Below are 16,568 nucleotides of genomic sequence, written 5' to 3'. Positions count from 1 at the left end.
CTCGGCAATGACATGACGGTTGCTTCATCTTTCTCAACTCGTTGGCAGCTATTCCAATACTTGCTGTTTCTATTGTTCGCAGCGCCGGTTTGCGCTCAAACCAGCACTGCTCCCGCTCCCTCAGCGGCGCTAAAATCCATTTTAAACCCCGACGGCACCGTTCGCGCGGGCGCTAAGGGGTCGTTCAACGCCCAGGGCTACGTCCTCTCCACAAGTCCGGATGGCCAGCCTTCCTTTCAGCCGGCCGCGGCGGCGGCCCGGGGCGGGCTGGGCGCGGGGGATTCGGGCTGGTCCAATGAATTTGCCATGAACGGCGCCAACGATGTGGTGTATGCGGTGGTGACCGATGGGCAGGGCAACGTCTACATTGGCGGCGACTTTACCGCCGTGGGCAGCGTGGTGGCCTACGGCGTAGCCAAATGGAACGGCACCGCTTGGAGTGCCCTGAGTTCCGTCTATAACGGCGTGAAAGAAGTGCGCGCCCTGGCCCTCGACAGCCGGGGCACCCTCTACGCCGGGGGCCTCTTCCAGTACAGCGGTGCCCGAACGGTGAATTACGTGGCCAAGTGGAACGGCAGCCAGTGGCTGAACCTGGCCAACGGCTTGCTTGGGAGCGTGCGGGCACTCGCCGTAGATGCCGCTGATAACCTATACGCCGGGGGCAGCTTGGGGTTAGTAGGCCTTCCCGTTGCCACCGGCACCATCGGCGTATCGAAGTGGAATGGCAGTACCTGGACGGCCTTGGGCACCACTAATATTATCGGCGGAAACCTGACGTCTGTGGCTGCGCTGGCATTCGATGGCGCCGGCAACCTGTATGCAGGCGGCGATTTTACCACGATGAGCGGCGTGGCAGCCCGCAACGTGGCCAAGTGGAATGGCACGACCTGGACGGCACTTGGCGCCGGCACGAGCCACCCCAGCTACTCTTCCGTGTATACCTTAGCCATCGACGGCAGCGGCAATGTGTACGCGGGCGGCCAGTTTGACCGCGCCGGCGGCGCGCCGGCCAATAACATCGCCCGCTGGAACGGCACGGCCTGGACCGCGTTGGGCACGGGTACGGGCGGCAGCTATTTCGCCGGCCGCGTCACGGCCTTGAAGCTTGACGGCACCGGCGGCCTCTACGTCGGCGGTCATTTCCTAACGGCCGGCGGCAGTCTGGCCACGCGGCTGGCCCGCTGGGACGGCAGCGCCTGGCAAGCCCAGGGCCTTGCGATGAGCGGCGACAGCACCGGCAGCATTCAAATCCCCGACGTGGTGAATGCCTTGGCCCTGGACGGCCGCGGCCACTTGCTCGCCGGGGGATGTTTCATTCGGGCAGGCAACGCCATTGCCTGCGACATTGCCCAGCTGACGCTGGCCACCACGCAATGGACTGCGCTGGGCGCCCCTGCCGGCGGGGGCCAGGGCTTTGCCAACCGCCCTTTTCTGTACTGCATGGTGGCCGATGGCAACGGCAACGTGTACGTGGGCGGTGACTTTGGAACCGTGGGCCACAAGGCGGCCCGGGGCGTGGCCAAATGGAACGGCACCAGCTGGACGCCGCTGGGCACCGGCATCAATGGTCGTGTGCAAGCCCTAGCGCTGGACCGCCAGGGAGGGCTCTACGCCGCCGGGCAAATCTTTGACTCCGTTACCGGCGCTTATCAAGGGGTAGCCCGTTGGAACGGCACTACCTGGCAGAATCTCGGATTCGGCGGCAGCGCTGGCAGCTACATCAACGCCCTGGCCGTAGATGCCGCCAATAACCTTTATGCAGGGGGTACCTTCTCGGCGGCGGGCAGCGTAGCGGCACTGAACGTGGCCAAGTGGAACGGCACGGCCTGGAGCGCCCTTGGCGCGGGCCTGCCTGCTGCTGTCTTCTGCCTGGCAGTGGACGCCAATAACAACTTGTACGCGGGCAGCGCATTCTTGACCGTCACCAGCCCGCCGGTATACCGCTGGAACGGCACCACGTGGACCGGGCTTGGCACGGGCGTGTTCGGGCACGTGAAGGCGCTGCTCGTGGACGCCAATAACAATGTCTATGCCGGGGGCACTTTCACTTCACTCGGTGGCGTAAATGCCAATTACATTGCCAAATGGAACGGCACTACCTGGAACGCACTGGGCAACAGTGCGTTTGTAGGCGATGCCAATGTGACAGAAGTGGATGCAATAGCGCCCGACGGCGCCGGCGGCATTTACATTGGAACCTATGCAAGCAACCGCTACAACACCTTATCACAGCCCATGGCCTACGTGGCCCGATGGAACGGCACGTCCTGGACGGCCCTGGGCACGGGCGTTGAGCCCAACCGATTCGTGCGGGCTCTGGCCTGGACGGGCACCAGCCTTTATGCGGCCGGCACCTTCAGCGCCGTGGGCGACAGCAGCAAGGTGATGTCCAGAATCGGGCGCTATACGCCCCCGCCGCCCACGCTCACCAGCCTGAGCCCGAACCGGGGCCCCATTGGCAGCACCGTGGCCCTAACCGGCACCAACCTGGCTGGCACCTCCCGCGTGAGTTTTGCCGGGAGCACCAGCAACATCGTCGCCACCGGCTTCAGCGTCAACGCGGCGGGCACCCAGATTTCCGGTGTGGTGGTACCGGCTGGCGCCCAGACCGGCAACGTCAGCGTGACGACACCCGGCGGCGTCAGCAACGGGGTGATGTTCACGCTCGGCCCCCTTTCGGCCACGACGGCGGCCGCCACGCCCCGGCTGCAGCTGCACCCCAACCCGGCCCACGAACGCGCCACGGTGGCGGTGCCCGCCGCTGCCAACGCCCAGCACCTGACGCTGACCGATGCCTTGGGCCGCGAAGTGCGGCGCTACTCCGTAGCGCCCGGCGCGGCCCAAGGCACGCTGAACCTCCGAGGCCTGCCCGCCGGGTGCTATTTTGTGAGGACCGGCCAAGCTGCCAGCAAATTGCTGGTCGAATAGCGCCATCAACGCTCAGGACCGGTTTTCACCATCCAATTGCACCGTTTAAGTCTTTTTTCCGTTGAATAACCCGTTGGCGGCGTCCGTCAACGGGTTTTTTCTTGGATAATTTTACGGCGCGGCACCTTCCCACCGCTCCTAACGCATTCTTATGGCTACTTCTTCTAACGGCAAATCGGTCGCTTCGGCCCCCGTCGCCAACGGCAAAACCGTCCCTGGCGGTGCCCACGCCAAAAAAATAGCTACTCCCAGCGCCGCCACGGTGGCCGAGCGCCTCACGCCCACCGCGGTGCCGGCCCACAAGCTGGTGCTGCGCACCCTGCGCCGCTCCGATTTCAAGGCCATCAAGGAAATCATGGACAAGGTGTACTCCAACATGGAGGGCGCCTGGGCCGCCGACGAGTTTGCGGCCCTCATCCGGAAGTTTCCCGAAGGCCAGATTGGCATCGAGGACAACGGCCGGCTGGTGGCCGCCGCGCTGGCCATCATCGTGGATTACAGCAAGTTCGGCGACAAGCACACGTATGCCAAAATCACGGGCAACGGCAAGTTCGACACCCACGATGACGACGGCGACACCCTCTACGGCGTCGACGTGTTCGTGGACCCCGAGTACCGCTCGCTGCGCCTGGGCCGCCGCCTCTACGACGCCCGCAAAGAGCTGTGCGAAAACCTGAACCTGCGCGCCATGGTGGCCGGCGGCCGCATTCCCGGCTACGCCGCCTACGCCAACGAGATGACGCCGGCCAAGTACGTGGAGATGGTGCGCAACAAGGAGCTGGTCGACCCCATCCTCACCTTCCAGCTCTCCAACGAGTTCTACGTCCGCAAAATCATTCGCGGCTACCTGCCTTATGATTCTGAAAGCAAGGCGTTTGCCACGCTACTGGAGTGGATTAACGTGTATTACGAAGAGAAGGAAAAGCTCATCGGCAATACCAAGAGCAACGTCCGCATCGGCATTGTGCAGTGGCAGATGCGCGCCACCCGCAGCCTGGAAGACCTGCTCCAGCAAATGGAGTTCTTCGTGGACACGGTATCGGGCTACAAATCGGACTGCGTGATGTTTCCGGAGTTTTTCAACGCCCCGCTCATGGCCCTAACCAACGAGGATTCGCCCTCGGTGGCCATCCGGGCCATGGCGGCGTTCACCGAGCCCATCAAGCTGAAAATGATGGAGCTGGCGGTGAGCTACAACATCAACATCGTGGCCGGCTCGATGCCGGTGTACGAGGACGGCAAGCTGCACAACGTGGCCTACCTCTGCCGCCGCGACGGCACCGTGGACGAGCAGTACAAGCTGCACGTGACGCCCGACGAGGCCAGCTACTGGGGCATGCGCGGCGGCGACAAGCTGAAGTGCTTCGACACGGACTTTGGCAAAATCGGCATTCTGGTGTGCTACGACGTGGAATTCCCGGAGCTGGCCCGCATGCTGAGCGACGAGGGCGTGAAAATCCTGTTTGTGCCCTTCTGGACCGACACCAAGAACGCCTACCAGCGCGTGCGCATCTGCGCCCAGGCCCGCGCCATTGAGAACGAGTGCTACGTGGCCATCACCGGCTCGGTGGGCAACCTGCCGCGCGTGGAAAACATGGACATTCAGTATTCGCAGAGCGCCGTGTTCAGCCCGTCGGACTTTGCCTTCCCGCACGACGCCATCGTGGCCGAAGCCACGCCCAACACGGAGATGACCCTTATCGCCGACCTCGACCTCGACCTGCTCAAAGACCTGAACACCAGCGGCGCCGTGCGCAACCTGCGCGACCGCCGCAAGGACCTGTACTCGCTGAGCTGGAGCGTGAAGAAGACCGAGCGCGACGACGAGCTACTGGAGCAGGGCACCGAGCGCCTGCAGCGCGCCAGCCGCCGCAAGGCCGTGGCGGCGGGCTAAAGCCGGCAGCCTGGAAGCGCATCGTGCCTCATGCACCGCGCCAAATTGTGAAAAGCCCTGCGCATCGTTATGGTGCGCAGGGCTTTTGTTTTACCTTAGGCACTCAGCAATAGCTATTCTTGCGGATTGGCCGTAAGCCGCTGGCTGCCTTCACCTTTCCGTTACGTTTATGCGTCTACCTTTTACCAAGCTGCTGCTGATTGCCGCCGCGTTATTTGTCCTTGCGTCCCCGGCCCAGTCCCAAACGGTGTATGGCCTTGTGGGGCCCGACGACGTGCTGAGCTTCTCCCTGATTTCGTTTGATGCCGCGACACCGGGTAACATCGCCCTTCGGGGCCGCGTGATTGGGCTGGCGAGTGGAGAGTTCTTGGTTGGCATCGAGCGGCGGCCCGCTACCGGGCAATTGCTGGCGCTGGGCTACACCAACAATCCCGCCGGGCAGCAGCTGCATCTGTACGAGTTGAGTATGACCACTGCTGCCGCCACGCCCATTGGCCCGGCCATCGCGCTGAATCTGGGCAACCTGAGCAGCCGAATCGGCTTTAGCATTGACCCAACCACCGACCAGATTCGGGTGGTGACGGCCAGCGGCAACAGCTACCGCCTCAGCCCCACCACGGGCGCCCTGGTGGCCACCGACAGCAACCTGGCCTATGCCGCCTCCGACCCCAACGCGGGCCAGGCGCCCAACGTGCAAGCCATCGGCTATACCAATAACTACAACGGCAGCACAGCCACCCAGCTGTTTGGCATCGACAAAACCGGCAACCGCCTCATGCAACAAGCATCGGGGGCCAACGGTGCGCTGGCCACGGTGGGCCCGCTGGGACTCAGCCTGGATACTTTCGACTTTGGCATTGCGGGCAATGCCCAAACCCAAACCAATAGCCTGTACTTGATGACGTCTGTTTCCACCGGGCAGTTTAGCTTCACCACCCACTGGTACCGCGTGAGTGCCACCACGGGGGTGGCCACGCTGGTGGGCACCGTGGGTTCGCCGAACTGGTTCTACAACATCATCGACGTTGCCGTGCCCAACTCGCTCATCACGGCCACCCACAACCGGGCCGATTTGGCGGACAATGTCAGCGTGTTCCCCAATCCTACTGCGGGTGCAACCAACTTCAGTTTTCGTTTACAACGCGCCAGCACGGTGGAGCTGCGCGTAACCGATGCGCTGGGCCGCTGCGTGGCCACGCCGCCGGCCACAACCCTGGCCGCCGGCCCCCACACGTTGCGCTGGGATGCCCGGCACGCGGCCTCCGGCCTCTACTTGCTGCGCCTGATGGTGGACGGCGTGCCCGCCGCCACCGAACGCCTGCAAGTGCGGTAAGCCTGGCCGGCGGCTGTGGACCATTGCTTGGGGAATTACCTTTGGCAACCACAGTTTTTCAGCGGCGCGCCGCTCAATTCCACCGCATGAGACCATCTCTCCTCCCGCTGCTTTGCTTCCTGCTGCCCGCTGTAGCATGGGCGCAAAAGAACCCCAAACCACTCACTGCCGACCGGCCCAAACTGGAGCAGGGCGTCGCTTCGCCCGAGGGCAAGCGCACCGGCAAGTGGAATTTTTACACGCGCAGCGGGGAGCTGGACCTCACGTTTGATTACGATTCGAGCCGCATCCGCTACCAACGGCCCGACACCACCCGGTACCTGCTACGCCTGGGCGAGGACTGGGCGCTGAAAGTGCCGACCCGCGCGCCGCGCTTCCTGGGCAGCATGGACCAACGCGTCAACGACATTCAACGAAAGCTGCGCTACCCCGTGGGCGCCCTGAGCCGGCAGATTCAGGGCACCGTGCTCCTGAGCTACACCGTGGACGTGAACGGCCACTCCCGGGACTACAACGTGGAAAACAGCCTCGGCCCGGCCTGCGACCAGGAGGTGTGGAACGCCGTGAAAGACCTACCCGATGCCTGGATTCCGGCCTTCTACCTGAACCGCGCCGTGCCGGCCCGCTTTTACTTGGCGGTGCAATTCCGCATCCTCGACGAAGCGGCGTTCAACCGCTTGCAAAGCGGGGAGTCGACGACTTCAGCCGCAGGCCCGGCGCTGCGCACGCCGCATTACACCCACGAGGTGATTGTGACGGCCGTTGGCATGGAGCGCGGCATTCGCATCGAACAGAGGGGCCGTTGAGCGCTAAGTCGCACCCGCTCCGCGCAAGCTTCTGTGGAACAGAAACTTTTTGCATCTTGCGAGCCCAACCTTTTCCCTTTATTCCTGCATGCAACAAGACTACTCTTTCTCCGAATTCACTGCCGAGCCCGTGGCACTGGTGGAAGCCAGCACCGGCCAGCGCTTCGGCAACTACCTGATTGACATAGCCACGTTTTACTTCGGCTGCTTGCTGCTGGGCGTGGCGCTGGGCGTGGTCCTTGGCCTCACGGGGCACATCGAATGGCTCGATAACATCAAGGGGCCGGTCAGCAACCTCGTTGGCATCGGGCTGATGTTTGTGTACTACTTCGTGCTGGAAGTATCGACTGGGCGCACCATCGGCAAGCTCCTCACCCGCACCCGCGTGGTGATGGAAGACGGCTTCGAATTGACCACCAAGGCCATTTTCCTGCGCTCGCTGTGCCGCATGATTCCGTTCGACGCGTTTTCCTTCCTGTCGGGCAACGCCGGCTGGCACGACACCTTCTCGAAAACCCGCGTGGTGCAGATTCCGCGATAAAATACTGGCCGCTATTTGCGCAAAGCCCGCGCCTGGCCCTGTGCCGGGTGCGGGCTTTTGTGCGTAAACTGCAGCCCCAACTTCATCCGCTTTTCTTCATCCTCCCCTTATCATGCGCGTTTTCATCACCGGAGCCAACCGGGGCCTGGGCCTCGAACTTACCCGCCAGTACCTGGAGCGCGGCGACCAGGTTTTTGCCGCCAGCCGCCGCCCCGACCAGGCCGCCGAACTCAAGCAGTTGCAACAGCAATACGCCGACCGCCTCGTGCTGCTGCCCCTCGACGTGGCCAGTGCCGACTCCATTGCCGCGGCCGTGCAAACGCTGCAGGCCAGCGCCTCCGGCCTCGACGTGCTCATCAACAACGCCGGCGTGTACCCGCACGCGGGCTCGGGCGACGCCCACCAGCGCTTGGGCCAGCTCACCCACGACGACGCCATCGAAACCATGCAGGTAAACGCCATTGGGCCGCTGCTGGTGGCGCAGGCGCTGCTGCCGCTGCTGCGGGCCGGCCAGAAAGGCCGCATCCTGAGCATCTCCTCGGGCCAGGGCTCCCTCACCTGGAAGGCCACCGGCGACCCCTACCACTACAGCGCGAGCAAGGCCGCTCTTAACATGTACATGCGCAGCCTAGCCGCCGAAATCGGCCACCTGGGCCTGATTTCGGTGCTGGTGGACCCGGGCTGGATGCGCACCGACATGGGCGGCGACCACGCCACCCAGGAGCCGGCCGACTCGGCCCGCGGCATCATCCGCCTAGCCGAGCAGCTGCACGCCGACGAAAACGGCAGCTTCGTGACCTGGCAGGGCCAGCCCGTGCCCTGGTAGGCGCCCCAAAGCCTGAGCAGCCGCGTAAATAAAGCCTCCTGACGATTCGAGAGGCTTTATTTATGCGGCTGCGCGTGCTACTGATGGGCCAGGTGGGCGTGGTCGCGCAGCACGGTTTGCAGAAAAGGAACGTCCTGCAAATCGGTTTGGATGCCGGTAATCTCCTTCACCTTGTTGGCCAGCTCATTCAGCAGCTCGTAGTTGTTGCGGGCGCTGGCTTGGTTGGCCAATTGCCGAATCAGGGCCACGTCGTGGTCGGCGAGCAGGGCGGCTTGCGGAAACACCGGCTGGTAGCCAGCCAAGCTGCTCAGGGTGGGGGCCAGCGTAGAGCTGGCCTGCGGGCGCACTTTCACCACGGTGGTGCCGGCGGCCAGGTCGCCGAGGCGCTGCCCGCGCCCGTTGGCCGCGATGGTGATGATGGCCACCAGCCCGCCCATTAAGCCGGTATCGACGATGCGCAGCAGCCAGCGCAGCAGGTAGTCGCCGAGGCTGGGCGCCGTGCCGTCGAGGCGCATCACGCGAATGTCTCGGGCTTTCTTGCCAATGCTCTGGCCGTTGAAAAACACCTCGCAAGCCAGGTGGTAAAACACGTAGGGCACGCCGGCCAGCACGCCCAGCGTCACCATGGAAGCCGTGGAATTGAGCTTGCCCATTGCAAACAAAACCGCCAGCGCCGCCACCCAGGCGCCGAGGACGAGGTTGTCGAGAATGGCGGCCACGATGCGGTCGCCGAGGCTGGCGACTTCGTATTCGAGCGAAACGTTTTGGGCGGTCTGGACGCGGATGCTGGCCATGGCGGAAAGGGTTATTTGCGACGAAGAAACGGCAAAACCCGCGCCGGGCAAAACCTGGCCGCGGGCCGCCGCAAGGGCGCGGTTGGCTGCCCCTGGCTTCCTATCTTTAAGCCCTTCAATTCCGAGCCATGCGAGAAGCCGTTTTTTTGCGCCAGAACCAGGAGCGCTGGCAGCAGTACGAAAAGCAGCCGCCCGCCGGCCCCGACGAGCTGGCCGCCCGCTTCGTGGCCCTCACCGACGACCTGGCCTACGCCCAGACCTTCTACCCCGCCTCGCCCACCACGGCCTACCTCAACGGCCTGGCCGGCAAGCTGCACCAGCGCCTCTACGCCAACAAGCGCCAGAGCCACGGCCGCTTCGCCCAATTCTGGGCCGTGGAGCTGCCCCTGGTGGTGGCGCGGCACCACCGCACGCTGGCTTTCACGGCGCTGCTGTTCGTGGTGTTCACGGCGCTGGGGGCCCTCTCGGCAGCCCACGACGACTCGTTTGTGCGCGTGGTGATGGGCGACGCCTACGTGAACCAGACCATTGAGTACATCCGCCGGGGCGACCCCATGGCCGTGTACAAGCAGGAAGGCGAAACCCTGATGTTCCTCGGCATCACCGCCAACAACGTGTACGTGGCCCTGAGCATTTACGTGCTGGGCGCCACGCTGGGCATCGGCACGCTGGTGCAGATGTTTCGCACGGGCATCATGCTGGGCTCGTTCCAATACTTCTTCTACCACTACCACGTGCTCAAGGCGTCGGTGCTCACCATCTGGATACACGGCACGCTGGAGATTTCGGCGGTGGTGGTGGCCGGGGCCGCCGGCTTCGTGATGGCCCGGGGCCTGTTGTTTCCGGGCACGTTCAGCCGCAGCGAGGCCTTCCGGCTGGCCGCGCGCGACGGCCTCAAGATGGCCATCGGGCTGGTGCCCATCTTCGTGGTGGCCGGTTTTCTGGAAGGCTTCGTGACCCGGCACACCGAGATGCCGGTGGCGGCCAGCCTCGCCATCATTGGCAGCTCGGCGGCCTTCATTGCGTGGTACTTCGTGTGGTACCCGCGCCGGCTGCGCCGCCGGCTCGAAGCCGCCGCAGCAGAGGCCCGATAGCCCGTTTCTTTTCCATCTTTCGACTTTCCTTCCTCCGAATCCGGCCTAGCCCTCCCCTGCCACCATGCCAGTTGCACAACGTTTTACCCGTGAAGCCGACTACCGGCGGGAGCGGGATTTTGGGGCCAAAGTCGGCGCCACCTTCGAGTTTGTGACGTCGCAGTTTCGGCCCTTGCTCAAGTGCCTGGCTTACTTCGTGCTGCCGGCGGCCCTGCTCGGCGGCATCGGCATGGGCCTGCTGATGGGCAATTTCCTGAGCTCAATTCCTGGCATGGGCGGGCGCTTTCCGGGCGGCCGCACGAGCCGCATGGCCGAAAGCTTCGGCACGGCCAATGCCATGATGACCACCTCTTCCATTCTGGGCGGCTGCTTGGCGGCGGCCGGCTTTCTGGCGGCGTTCCTCCTGCTGTCGAGCACGGTGTACGGCTTTGTGCGCGTGCGCATGAACACGCCGCCCGATGAGCCGGTGGCGCCCCGCGCAGTATGGCGCTTTGTGCGGAGCCGCCTGGGCAGCGTGGTGGGGGCTTGGCTGTTGCTCTTTATCATACTGGGCCTGGGGTTTGGCATTCTGAGCGGGGCGCTGGCGCTGGCAGGGCCCGGCTTTGTGGTGCTGGTGTTTCCGGCGCTGCTGTGGGTGATGGTGTGCCTGTCGCTGTATTTCCCGGCGCTGTGGATGGAAGACGGCGGCGTGGTGGCCGCGTTTCGCCGCTCGTTCTACCTCATTCAGGGCAAATGGTGGTCGACGCTGGGCCTGTACCTGATAATCACGTTCATCACGGGCGTCATGAACTACTTGTTTATCATTCCTTTCTACGCGCTGATGGCGGCCAAGGTCCTCCTGCACTGGAAGGTCGACGACTCCAACGTGCTGAGCATTGCCGCGATGGCGATTTACGCCCTGGGCTGGATTTTCACGGCGGTGCTGCCGCTGGTGGCCATGCTGTTTCAGTACTTCAACCTGGTGGAGCGCCGCGAAGGCGTGGGCCTGCGCCAGCTGCTGAATACGCTGGGCCAGGCCTCGGCGCCGCGCGTGAGCAACGCCGCTTACCGCCCCGACGAGGAAGGCGAATACTAGCCTACCCGCCGGCTTCGGCCCGCGGCGTAGCTTTGATGGGAATCTCAAGACTAAATCAGACTGGTTGTTGACTTTGCGCGTGCTCAGATACTTGGGTAAACTTCGGCTCCACCGCGGCGGCCGCTGGAGCCGGCGCACGCTGCTGGCCCTGTGCCTGGCCGGCGGCGCGGCCAGTCCGGGCTGGGCCAAACCCGCCCCGGCGGCCGAAAAGCCCGCTGGCGAGCGGCCGAAACCCGCGGCAAAGCCCCTGCCCGCCGACCGCACCACCCGCCTGCCTGCGCGCCGCTACGACGCAGCCCGCCTGCGCGAGCTGGCCAGCCAGCGCGACTTCCGCTACGTGGAGCCCGACCAAAGCACCAGCGTCTGGGACGCCTTCTGGGCCCGCATCTGGCGCTGGCTGGGCAGTATGCTGCGCTCCCCCACCGGCCGCGTTACGTGGAAGTACGGCGTGTACGCGGCCATTCTGGTGGCGCTGGTGTATGCCGTGCTCAAGCTGCTGGAAGTGGACGTGACGGCCGCCTTCGGGCGTTCGGGCCGGCGCGGGCAGCTGGCCTACGACACCGGCGCCGAGAACATTCACGAAGTCGATTTCCGCACCCGCATTGCCGAGGCCGAGGCGGCCGGCAACTTCCGCCTGGCCATTCGCCTGGGCTACCTCGAAGCGCTGAAACACCTCACCGATGGCGGCTTCATTCAGTGGCAGCCCGACAAAACCAACCACGCCTACCTGCTGGAGCTGCCCGCCGGGCCGCTGCGCGACGCTTTCCGGGCCGCCACCCGCGAGTTCGAGTACGTGTGGTACGGCGACCTGCGCCTCAACGCCGCCCTCTACCAGCAGGCCCGTGCCAGCCAGCGGGCCGTGAGCAGCTTGCTCGCGGGCCGCCCCACCGCTGCGCCGGCAGCTATTTCCCAGCCCGCCTGATGCCGCAGCTCACCACGTTTCGCTTGTATTTGCTGGGGGTGGCGCTGCTGTTTGCGGGCTACGTGACGCTGGAATACAACCGCCCCAAGCCGTTGGACTGGAGCCCCACCTACGCCAATAAGGACAAAATTCCCTACGGCACCTACGTGTTGTACGACCAGCTGCCGCGCCTGCTCGGCACCGACTCCGTCGAAACCGTGCGCCTGCCGGTGTATAGCCAGCTCACCGGCATTAAGCTTGACGATACGGCCCCTCAATATGGGCCGCGCCAGTTAGCAGAAGAGACTGTCGTCGAAACAGATAGTACAGCAGAAGAAGCCCAGGCCGTCGACTCAACAGCTGTCGCCGACGCCCCCGACAGCACCGCCACGGCCGCCGCCGAAACCGACACAACAGCTACAGCCGAAGCCGACTCTACGGCCAGTTCCGACGAGGATGACGAGACAGAATACGCGGAGGATGACGAAGAAAAGGAGGCAAACGAACCTATTCCGCTCAAAGCGGGGCAGGCCAACTACCTCTTCGTCAACCAGGAATTTGACCTGAGCCGGCTCGATGCCCGGGCCCTGCTGCAGTTTGTGGCGCGCGGCAACGACGTTTTCATCGCGGCCAAAGACTTCGGCAGCGGGCGCGGCGTGTTGCGCGACAGCCTGGGCTTTCGCACCCGGGAGCTGGCCCTCACGTCGAGCAAGGACTACAAAGGCATTTTCTCCATCGATTCGGCCGACCTGCGCTTCACCAATCCGGCGTTGGCCCGGGCCGGCATCCGGTTGCCGGGCACCAGCGTGGAACAGCATTTTGCAGTAGACTCGGGCCGCGCGGGGCGCACCCTGGCCACCGACGCCAAAGGCCGGGCCGTGTTCATCCGGCTCGACTACGGCCGGGGCCACGTGTACCTGTGCACGGCGCCCGCGGCTTTTGCCAACTACTACGTGCTGCGGCCCCGCACTGCCGCGTTTGCCGCGGCGGCGCTGGCCTACCTGCCCGCCCGCCGCACCTGGTGGGACGAGTACCAGAAGCAGGGCCCCGAGGGCGAACAGTCGCTGCTGCGCGTGGTGTTTGCGCACGCGGCGCTGCAATGGGCCTACTACCTCTGCCTGTTCGGCGGGCTGCTGTTTGTGCTGGTGGCCGCCCGGCGCCGGCAGCGCATCATTCCCACCCTCAAGCCCTTGCCCAACACCACGCTGCTCTTCACGCGCACGGTGGCCAGCCTCTACCGCCAGGGCAGCAACCACGCCCTGATTGCGGAGAAAAAGGTGGCGCTGTTTCTGGACTACCTGCGCACCCACTTCCAGGAAAGCGCGCCCGACTTTGCCGATGCCGACTTCCGCCAACGCCTCAGCCAGAAGTCAGGCCTGAGCCAAAGCCGCGTCGATGAGCTGCTGCGCCTCGTGAACTTTGCCCGTACCGCCCCCCAAATGACCGACCAACAACTGCTGCAGCTAAGCAAGGCGCTTAATGACTTCCGACGAGAAGCAGGTCGATAAAACACGTTTTTGCACTGTGCCGGGAAAGGGCATTTTGATGAAATTGCACTATCCCAACTCCTGCTTCCGAATCAGCTTTAAGCCAACCATTTACCTGCTGTAAGCCGCTTATTTTCACTCTCGCTTACCCGACCGCACCCTGAACCGGGGCCTAATATATGGATATCGAAAACGAAAACCCTGACGCCTCCCCCGCTACCACCGGCCCCGACTTCGCGGCGCACGTGCCCGCTACCGATGCCACTCCAAGTGCCCCTCCAACCGGCAGCCCCGACGGTGCGGTAGCAGCGCCGGTGGAGGCTGAAGCGCCGGTGGCTGCCGAAGCCGCTTTTGCCCCGCGCACCGACTTTGCCCGCCTCGCGGCCCAAACCGACGCCATCCGGACGGAAATCGGCAAAATCATTGTGGGGCAGGCGGAGCTGCTGGAGCTGCTGCTCACCGCCGTGCTGGCCGATGGTCACGTGCTGCTGGAAGGCGTGCCCGGCGTAGCCAAAACCCTCATGGCCAAGTTGCTGGCCCGCACCTTGGAGGTGCCGTTCAGCCGCATTCAGTTCACGCCCGATTTAATGCCGTCGGACGTGCTGGGCACTTCGGTGTTCCGGCAGAACAAGGCCGATTTTGAGTTTCGGCGCGGCCCCATTTTCGCCAGCGTGGTTTTGATTGACGAAATCAACCGCGCGCCGGCCAAGACCCAGTCGGCGCTGTTTGAGGTGATGGAGGAGCGCACCGTGACCCAGGACGGCACCACCTACCCCATGACCGAGCCCTTTCTGGTGCTGGCCACCCAAAACCCCATCGAGCAGGAAGGCACTTACCGCCTGCCCGAAGCCCAGCTCGACCGTTTTCTGTTCAAGCTGCACGTGGGCTACCCCACCCTGGCCGAGGAGGTGCAGATTCTCACGGGCCACCATGCCGGCCTGGGCAGCACCAACCTGGAAGCCGTGCGGCCCATCCTCAGCGCTACGGACCTAGCTGCCCTACGCCGGCAAGTGAGCCAGCAGCGCGTAGAAGCCAACATTCTGGAATACATCGCCAAGCTGGTGGGCCAGACGCGCGCCCACAAATCCCTCTATCTGGGTGCTTCGCCCCGCGCCTCGCTGGCCCTGCTGAATGGCGCCAAAGCCCTGGCCGCCCTACGCGGCCGCGACTTCGTGACGCCCGAAGACGTACAGTTTCTGGCGCCCAGCGTGCTGCGCCACCGCATCATGCTCACGCCCGAGCGCGAGATGGAAGGCGGCACGCCGGATGACGTGGTGAAGCAGATTATGCAGCAGATTGAAGTGCCGCGGTAATCCATCAACTTCGAAATCACTTTTGTGCAGGAGCGCCTTATGCAGTTCCAATTAGTCGTTTTTGCGCTCTTTCTTTCGCTCATTGCTCTCACTCACTTTTGGCGGCAAGGCCATAATTCAGGCGGAACCACTGGCTTCATGTCACTCTTTCTCACTCCGCGCTTTTTTCTGGTAGTCGCCGCGCTGGCGGTGGGCTTTGTGGTGGCCTTCTTCCTGCCCTGGCTGCTGGGGCCGATGCAGATTGCGCTGGGCGTGTTCGGGGTGCTGGTGCTGCTCGATGCGCTGCTGCTGTTTGCGCCGGCGAAGAACAAAGTCGTGCCCGTGTTTGGGCGGCGCGTGATGGGCGACAAGCTGGCCAACGGCTCGGAAAACGACGTGCAGATTTACCTCGAAAACCGCTACCGCTTCCCCATTCAGACCGAAACGATTGACGAGATTCCGCACCAGTTTCAGCGGCGCGACGTGCTGTTTCGGGTGGCGGTGCAGCCGGGCGAAACCCAAATTATCAACTACCAGCTGCGGCCCGTGAAGCGCGGCGAGTACGAGTTCGGGGCGCTGAACATTTACGCGGCCTCGCCGCTGGGGCTGGTGCGGCGGCGCTTCCGCTACGAGCAGGGCCGCACGGTGCCGGTGTATCCGTCGTTTCTGCAGATGCGGCAGTACGAGCTGCTGGCCATCCACAACCGCCTCACCGAAGTGGGCGTGAAGCGCGTGCGGCGGGTGGGCCACAGCATGGAGTTTGAGCAAATCCGGCCCTACGTGCCCGGCGACGACCCGCGCAGCATCAACTGGCAGGCCACGGCCCGCCGCGCCGGCACCGGCGCCGACGACGCGCTGGTGGTGAACCACTTTCAGGACGAGCGCGCCCAGCAGGTGTATTGCCTCATCGACAAAGGCCGCGTGATGCGCATGCCGTTTGACGGCCTGAGCCTGCTCGACTACGCCATCAACGCCACGCTGGTGGTGAGCAACATTGCCCTGCTCAAGCACGACAAAGCCGGCCTTGTCACGTTCTCGAACCGGCCCGGCGCCACGCTGGCCGCCGACCGCCGCCCCGGCCACCTGCTGAAGCTGCTCGAAATTCTGTACCGCCAGAAAACCAAGTACCTGGAAACCGATTTCGAGTTGCTCTACGCCACGGTGCGCGCCCACGTGAAGCAGCGCAGCCTGCTCATTCTGTTCACCAATTTCGAAACGCTGCACGGCATGCATCGCCAACTGCCCTACCTGCGGCGCCTCTCGAAAGACCACCTGCTGCTGGTGGTGTTCTTCGAGAACACGGAGCTGCGCGCCTACCTCGACGCGCCGGCCACGACGACGGAGGACGTCTACAACCAAACCATCGCCGAGAAATTTGCCCAGGAAAAGCGGCAAATTGTGCTCGAATTGCAGCGCTACGGCATTTATTCCTTGCTGACCGCGCCGAAGGATTTGACGGTAAACACCATCAACAAGTACCTGGAGCTCAAGGCCAGGGGACTGATATAGCCCCTGGGTTGGCTCAAGTTAAAGCGGGTTTGGCTTCGCGGTCCTTCAGTTGTGGACGCGTATTTGTAGGCTGCGCCGAAGACACTTG

General features: G+C 63.9%; 13 protein-coding genes. 12 read left to right on the top strand and 1 reads right to left on the bottom strand.

Features of this window, described 5'->3' with window-relative positions; translation table 11 throughout:
- Window positions 1-60 precede the first annotated feature (60 nt).
- The 6 genes from JAO73_RS14230 to JAO73_RS14205 all read left to right on the top strand — a co-directional run bounded on the left by JAO73_RS14230 (window position 61) and on the right by JAO73_RS14205 (window position 8,328).
- Window positions 61-2,928 (top strand): T9SS type A sorting domain-containing protein, encoded by a 2,868-nt coding sequence (locus tag JAO73_RS14230; RefSeq protein ID WP_198977736.1) that lies wholly within the window; start codon window positions 61-63, stop codon window positions 2,926-2,928.
- A 355-nt stretch (window positions 2,929-3,283) separates the two neighbouring features.
- Window positions 3,284-4,822 (top strand): carbon-nitrogen hydrolase family protein, encoded by a 1,539-nt coding sequence (locus tag JAO73_RS14225; protein ID WP_223827796.1) that lies wholly within the window; start codon window positions 3,284-3,286, stop codon window positions 4,820-4,822.
- Between the two features lie 169 nt (window positions 4,823-4,991).
- Window positions 4,992-6,155 carry a DUF4394 domain-containing protein gene (locus JAO73_RS14220; RefSeq protein ID WP_198977735.1) on the top strand — a complete coding sequence of 388 codons (1,164 nt, stop codon included), beginning with the start codon at window positions 4,992-4,994 and terminating at the stop codon, window positions 6,153-6,155.
- 86 nt (window positions 6,156-6,241) lie between these two features.
- Entirely contained in the window at window positions 6,242-6,961 is a 720-nt protein-coding gene (locus JAO73_RS14215; protein ID WP_198977734.1) for an energy transducer TonB, read from the top strand.
- Window positions 6,962-7,049: 88 nt separating this feature from the next.
- Window positions 7,050-7,502, top strand: coding sequence for an RDD family protein (locus tag JAO73_RS14210; protein ID WP_198977733.1), 453 nt, complete (start codon window positions 7,050-7,052; stop codon window positions 7,500-7,502).
- Between the two features lie 112 nt (window positions 7,503-7,614).
- Complete coding sequence (locus JAO73_RS14205; protein ID WP_198977732.1) at window positions 7,615-8,328, top strand: SDR family oxidoreductase; 714 nt, start codon at window positions 7,615-7,617, stop codon at window positions 8,326-8,328.
- A gap of 77 nt (window positions 8,329-8,405) precedes the next feature.
- Here JAO73_RS14205 and JAO73_RS14200 read toward each other — a convergent pair whose 3' ends face one another.
- Complete coding sequence (locus tag JAO73_RS14200; protein WP_198977731.1) at window positions 8,406-9,122, bottom strand: RDD family protein; 717 nt, start codon at window positions 9,120-9,122, stop codon at window positions 8,406-8,408.
- 128 nt (window positions 9,123-9,250) lie between these two features.
- Between JAO73_RS14200 and JAO73_RS14195 the strand changes: the two genes are divergently transcribed.
- The 6 genes from JAO73_RS14195 to JAO73_RS14170 all read left to right on the top strand — a co-directional run bounded on the left by JAO73_RS14195 (window position 9,251) and on the right by JAO73_RS14170 (window position 16,480).
- Entirely contained in the window at window positions 9,251-10,216 is a 966-nt protein-coding gene (locus tag JAO73_RS14195) for a stage II sporulation protein M (RefSeq protein WP_198977730.1), read from the top strand.
- Window positions 10,217-10,280: 64 nt separating this feature from the next.
- The gene (locus JAO73_RS14190) at window positions 10,281-11,291 is read left to right on the top strand and encodes a DUF7847 domain-containing protein (protein WP_198977729.1); all 1,011 of its coding nucleotides are present in this window, start codon (window positions 10,281-10,283) and stop codon (window positions 11,289-11,291) included.
- Window positions 11,292-11,382: 91 nt separating this feature from the next.
- The gene (locus JAO73_RS14185; protein ID WP_198977728.1) at window positions 11,383-12,213 is read left to right on the top strand and encodes a DUF4129 domain-containing protein; all 831 of its coding nucleotides are present in this window, start codon (window positions 11,383-11,385) and stop codon (window positions 12,211-12,213) included.
- Window positions 12,213-13,700 (top strand): DUF4350 domain-containing protein, encoded by a 1,488-nt coding sequence (locus JAO73_RS14180; RefSeq protein WP_198977727.1) that lies wholly within the window; start codon window positions 12,213-12,215, stop codon window positions 13,698-13,700. The genes JAO73_RS14185 and JAO73_RS14180 overlap by 1 nt, the downstream gene beginning before the upstream one ends.
- Window positions 13,701-13,858: 158 nt before the next feature.
- Window positions 13,859-14,992, top strand: a complete 1,134-nt coding sequence (locus JAO73_RS14175; protein WP_233169209.1) for an AAA family ATPase — start codon at window positions 13,859-13,861, stop codon at window positions 14,990-14,992.
- Window positions 14,993-15,130: 138 nt separating this feature from the next.
- Window positions 15,131-16,480, top strand: coding sequence for a DUF58 domain-containing protein (locus JAO73_RS14170; RefSeq protein WP_198977726.1), 1,350 nt, complete (start codon window positions 15,131-15,133; stop codon window positions 16,478-16,480).
- Window positions 16,481-16,568: the final 88 nt, after the last annotated feature.

The sequence above is a fragment of the Hymenobacter miniatus genome (assembly GCF_016427455.1).
Classification (GTDB): Bacteria; Bacteroidota; Bacteroidia; order Cytophagales; family Hymenobacteraceae; genus Hymenobacter; species Hymenobacter armeniacus.
The sequence above is the reverse complement of the archived record's forward strand: the minus strand, read 5'-3'. Positions and strand labels throughout refer to the sequence as shown.

Excerpts from the sequence above, each read along its gene's own strand:
- JAO73_RS14205 (WP_198977732.1), top strand. The coding sequence starts at position 7,615 with ATGCGCGTTTTCATCACCGGAGCCAACCGGGGCCTGGGCCTCGAACTT.
- JAO73_RS14220 (WP_198977735.1), top strand. The coding sequence starts at position 4,992 with ATGCGTCTACCTTTTACCAAGCTGCTGCTGATTGCCGCCGCGTTATTT.
- JAO73_RS14170 (WP_198977726.1), top strand. The coding sequence starts at position 15,131 with ATGTCACTCTTTCTCACTCCGCGCTTTTTTCTGGTAGTCGCCGCGCTG.
- JAO73_RS14180 (WP_198977727.1), top strand. The coding sequence starts at position 12,213 with ATGCCGCAGCTCACCACGTTTCGCTTGTATTTGCTGGGGGTGGCGCTG.
- JAO73_RS14225 (WP_223827796.1), top strand. The coding sequence starts at position 3,284 with ATGGACAAGGTGTACTCCAACATGGAGGGCGCCTGGGCCGCCGACGAG.
- JAO73_RS14195 (WP_198977730.1), top strand. The coding sequence starts at position 9,251 with ATGCGAGAAGCCGTTTTTTTGCGCCAGAACCAGGAGCGCTGGCAGCAG.
- JAO73_RS14175 (WP_233169209.1), top strand. The coding sequence starts at position 13,859 with ATGGATATCGAAAACGAAAACCCTGACGCCTCCCCCGCTACCACCGGC.
- JAO73_RS14215 (WP_198977734.1), top strand. The coding sequence starts at position 6,242 with ATGAGACCATCTCTCCTCCCGCTGCTTTGCTTCCTGCTGCCCGCTGTA.
- JAO73_RS14190 (WP_198977729.1), top strand. The coding sequence starts at position 10,281 with ATGCCAGTTGCACAACGTTTTACCCGTGAAGCCGACTACCGGCGGGAG.
- JAO73_RS14200 (WP_198977731.1), bottom strand. The coding sequence starts at position 9,122 with ATGGCCAGCATCCGCGTCCAGACCGCCCAAAACGTTTCGCTCGAATAC.
- JAO73_RS14210 (WP_198977733.1), top strand. The coding sequence starts at position 7,050 with ATGCAACAAGACTACTCTTTCTCCGAATTCACTGCCGAGCCCGTGGCA.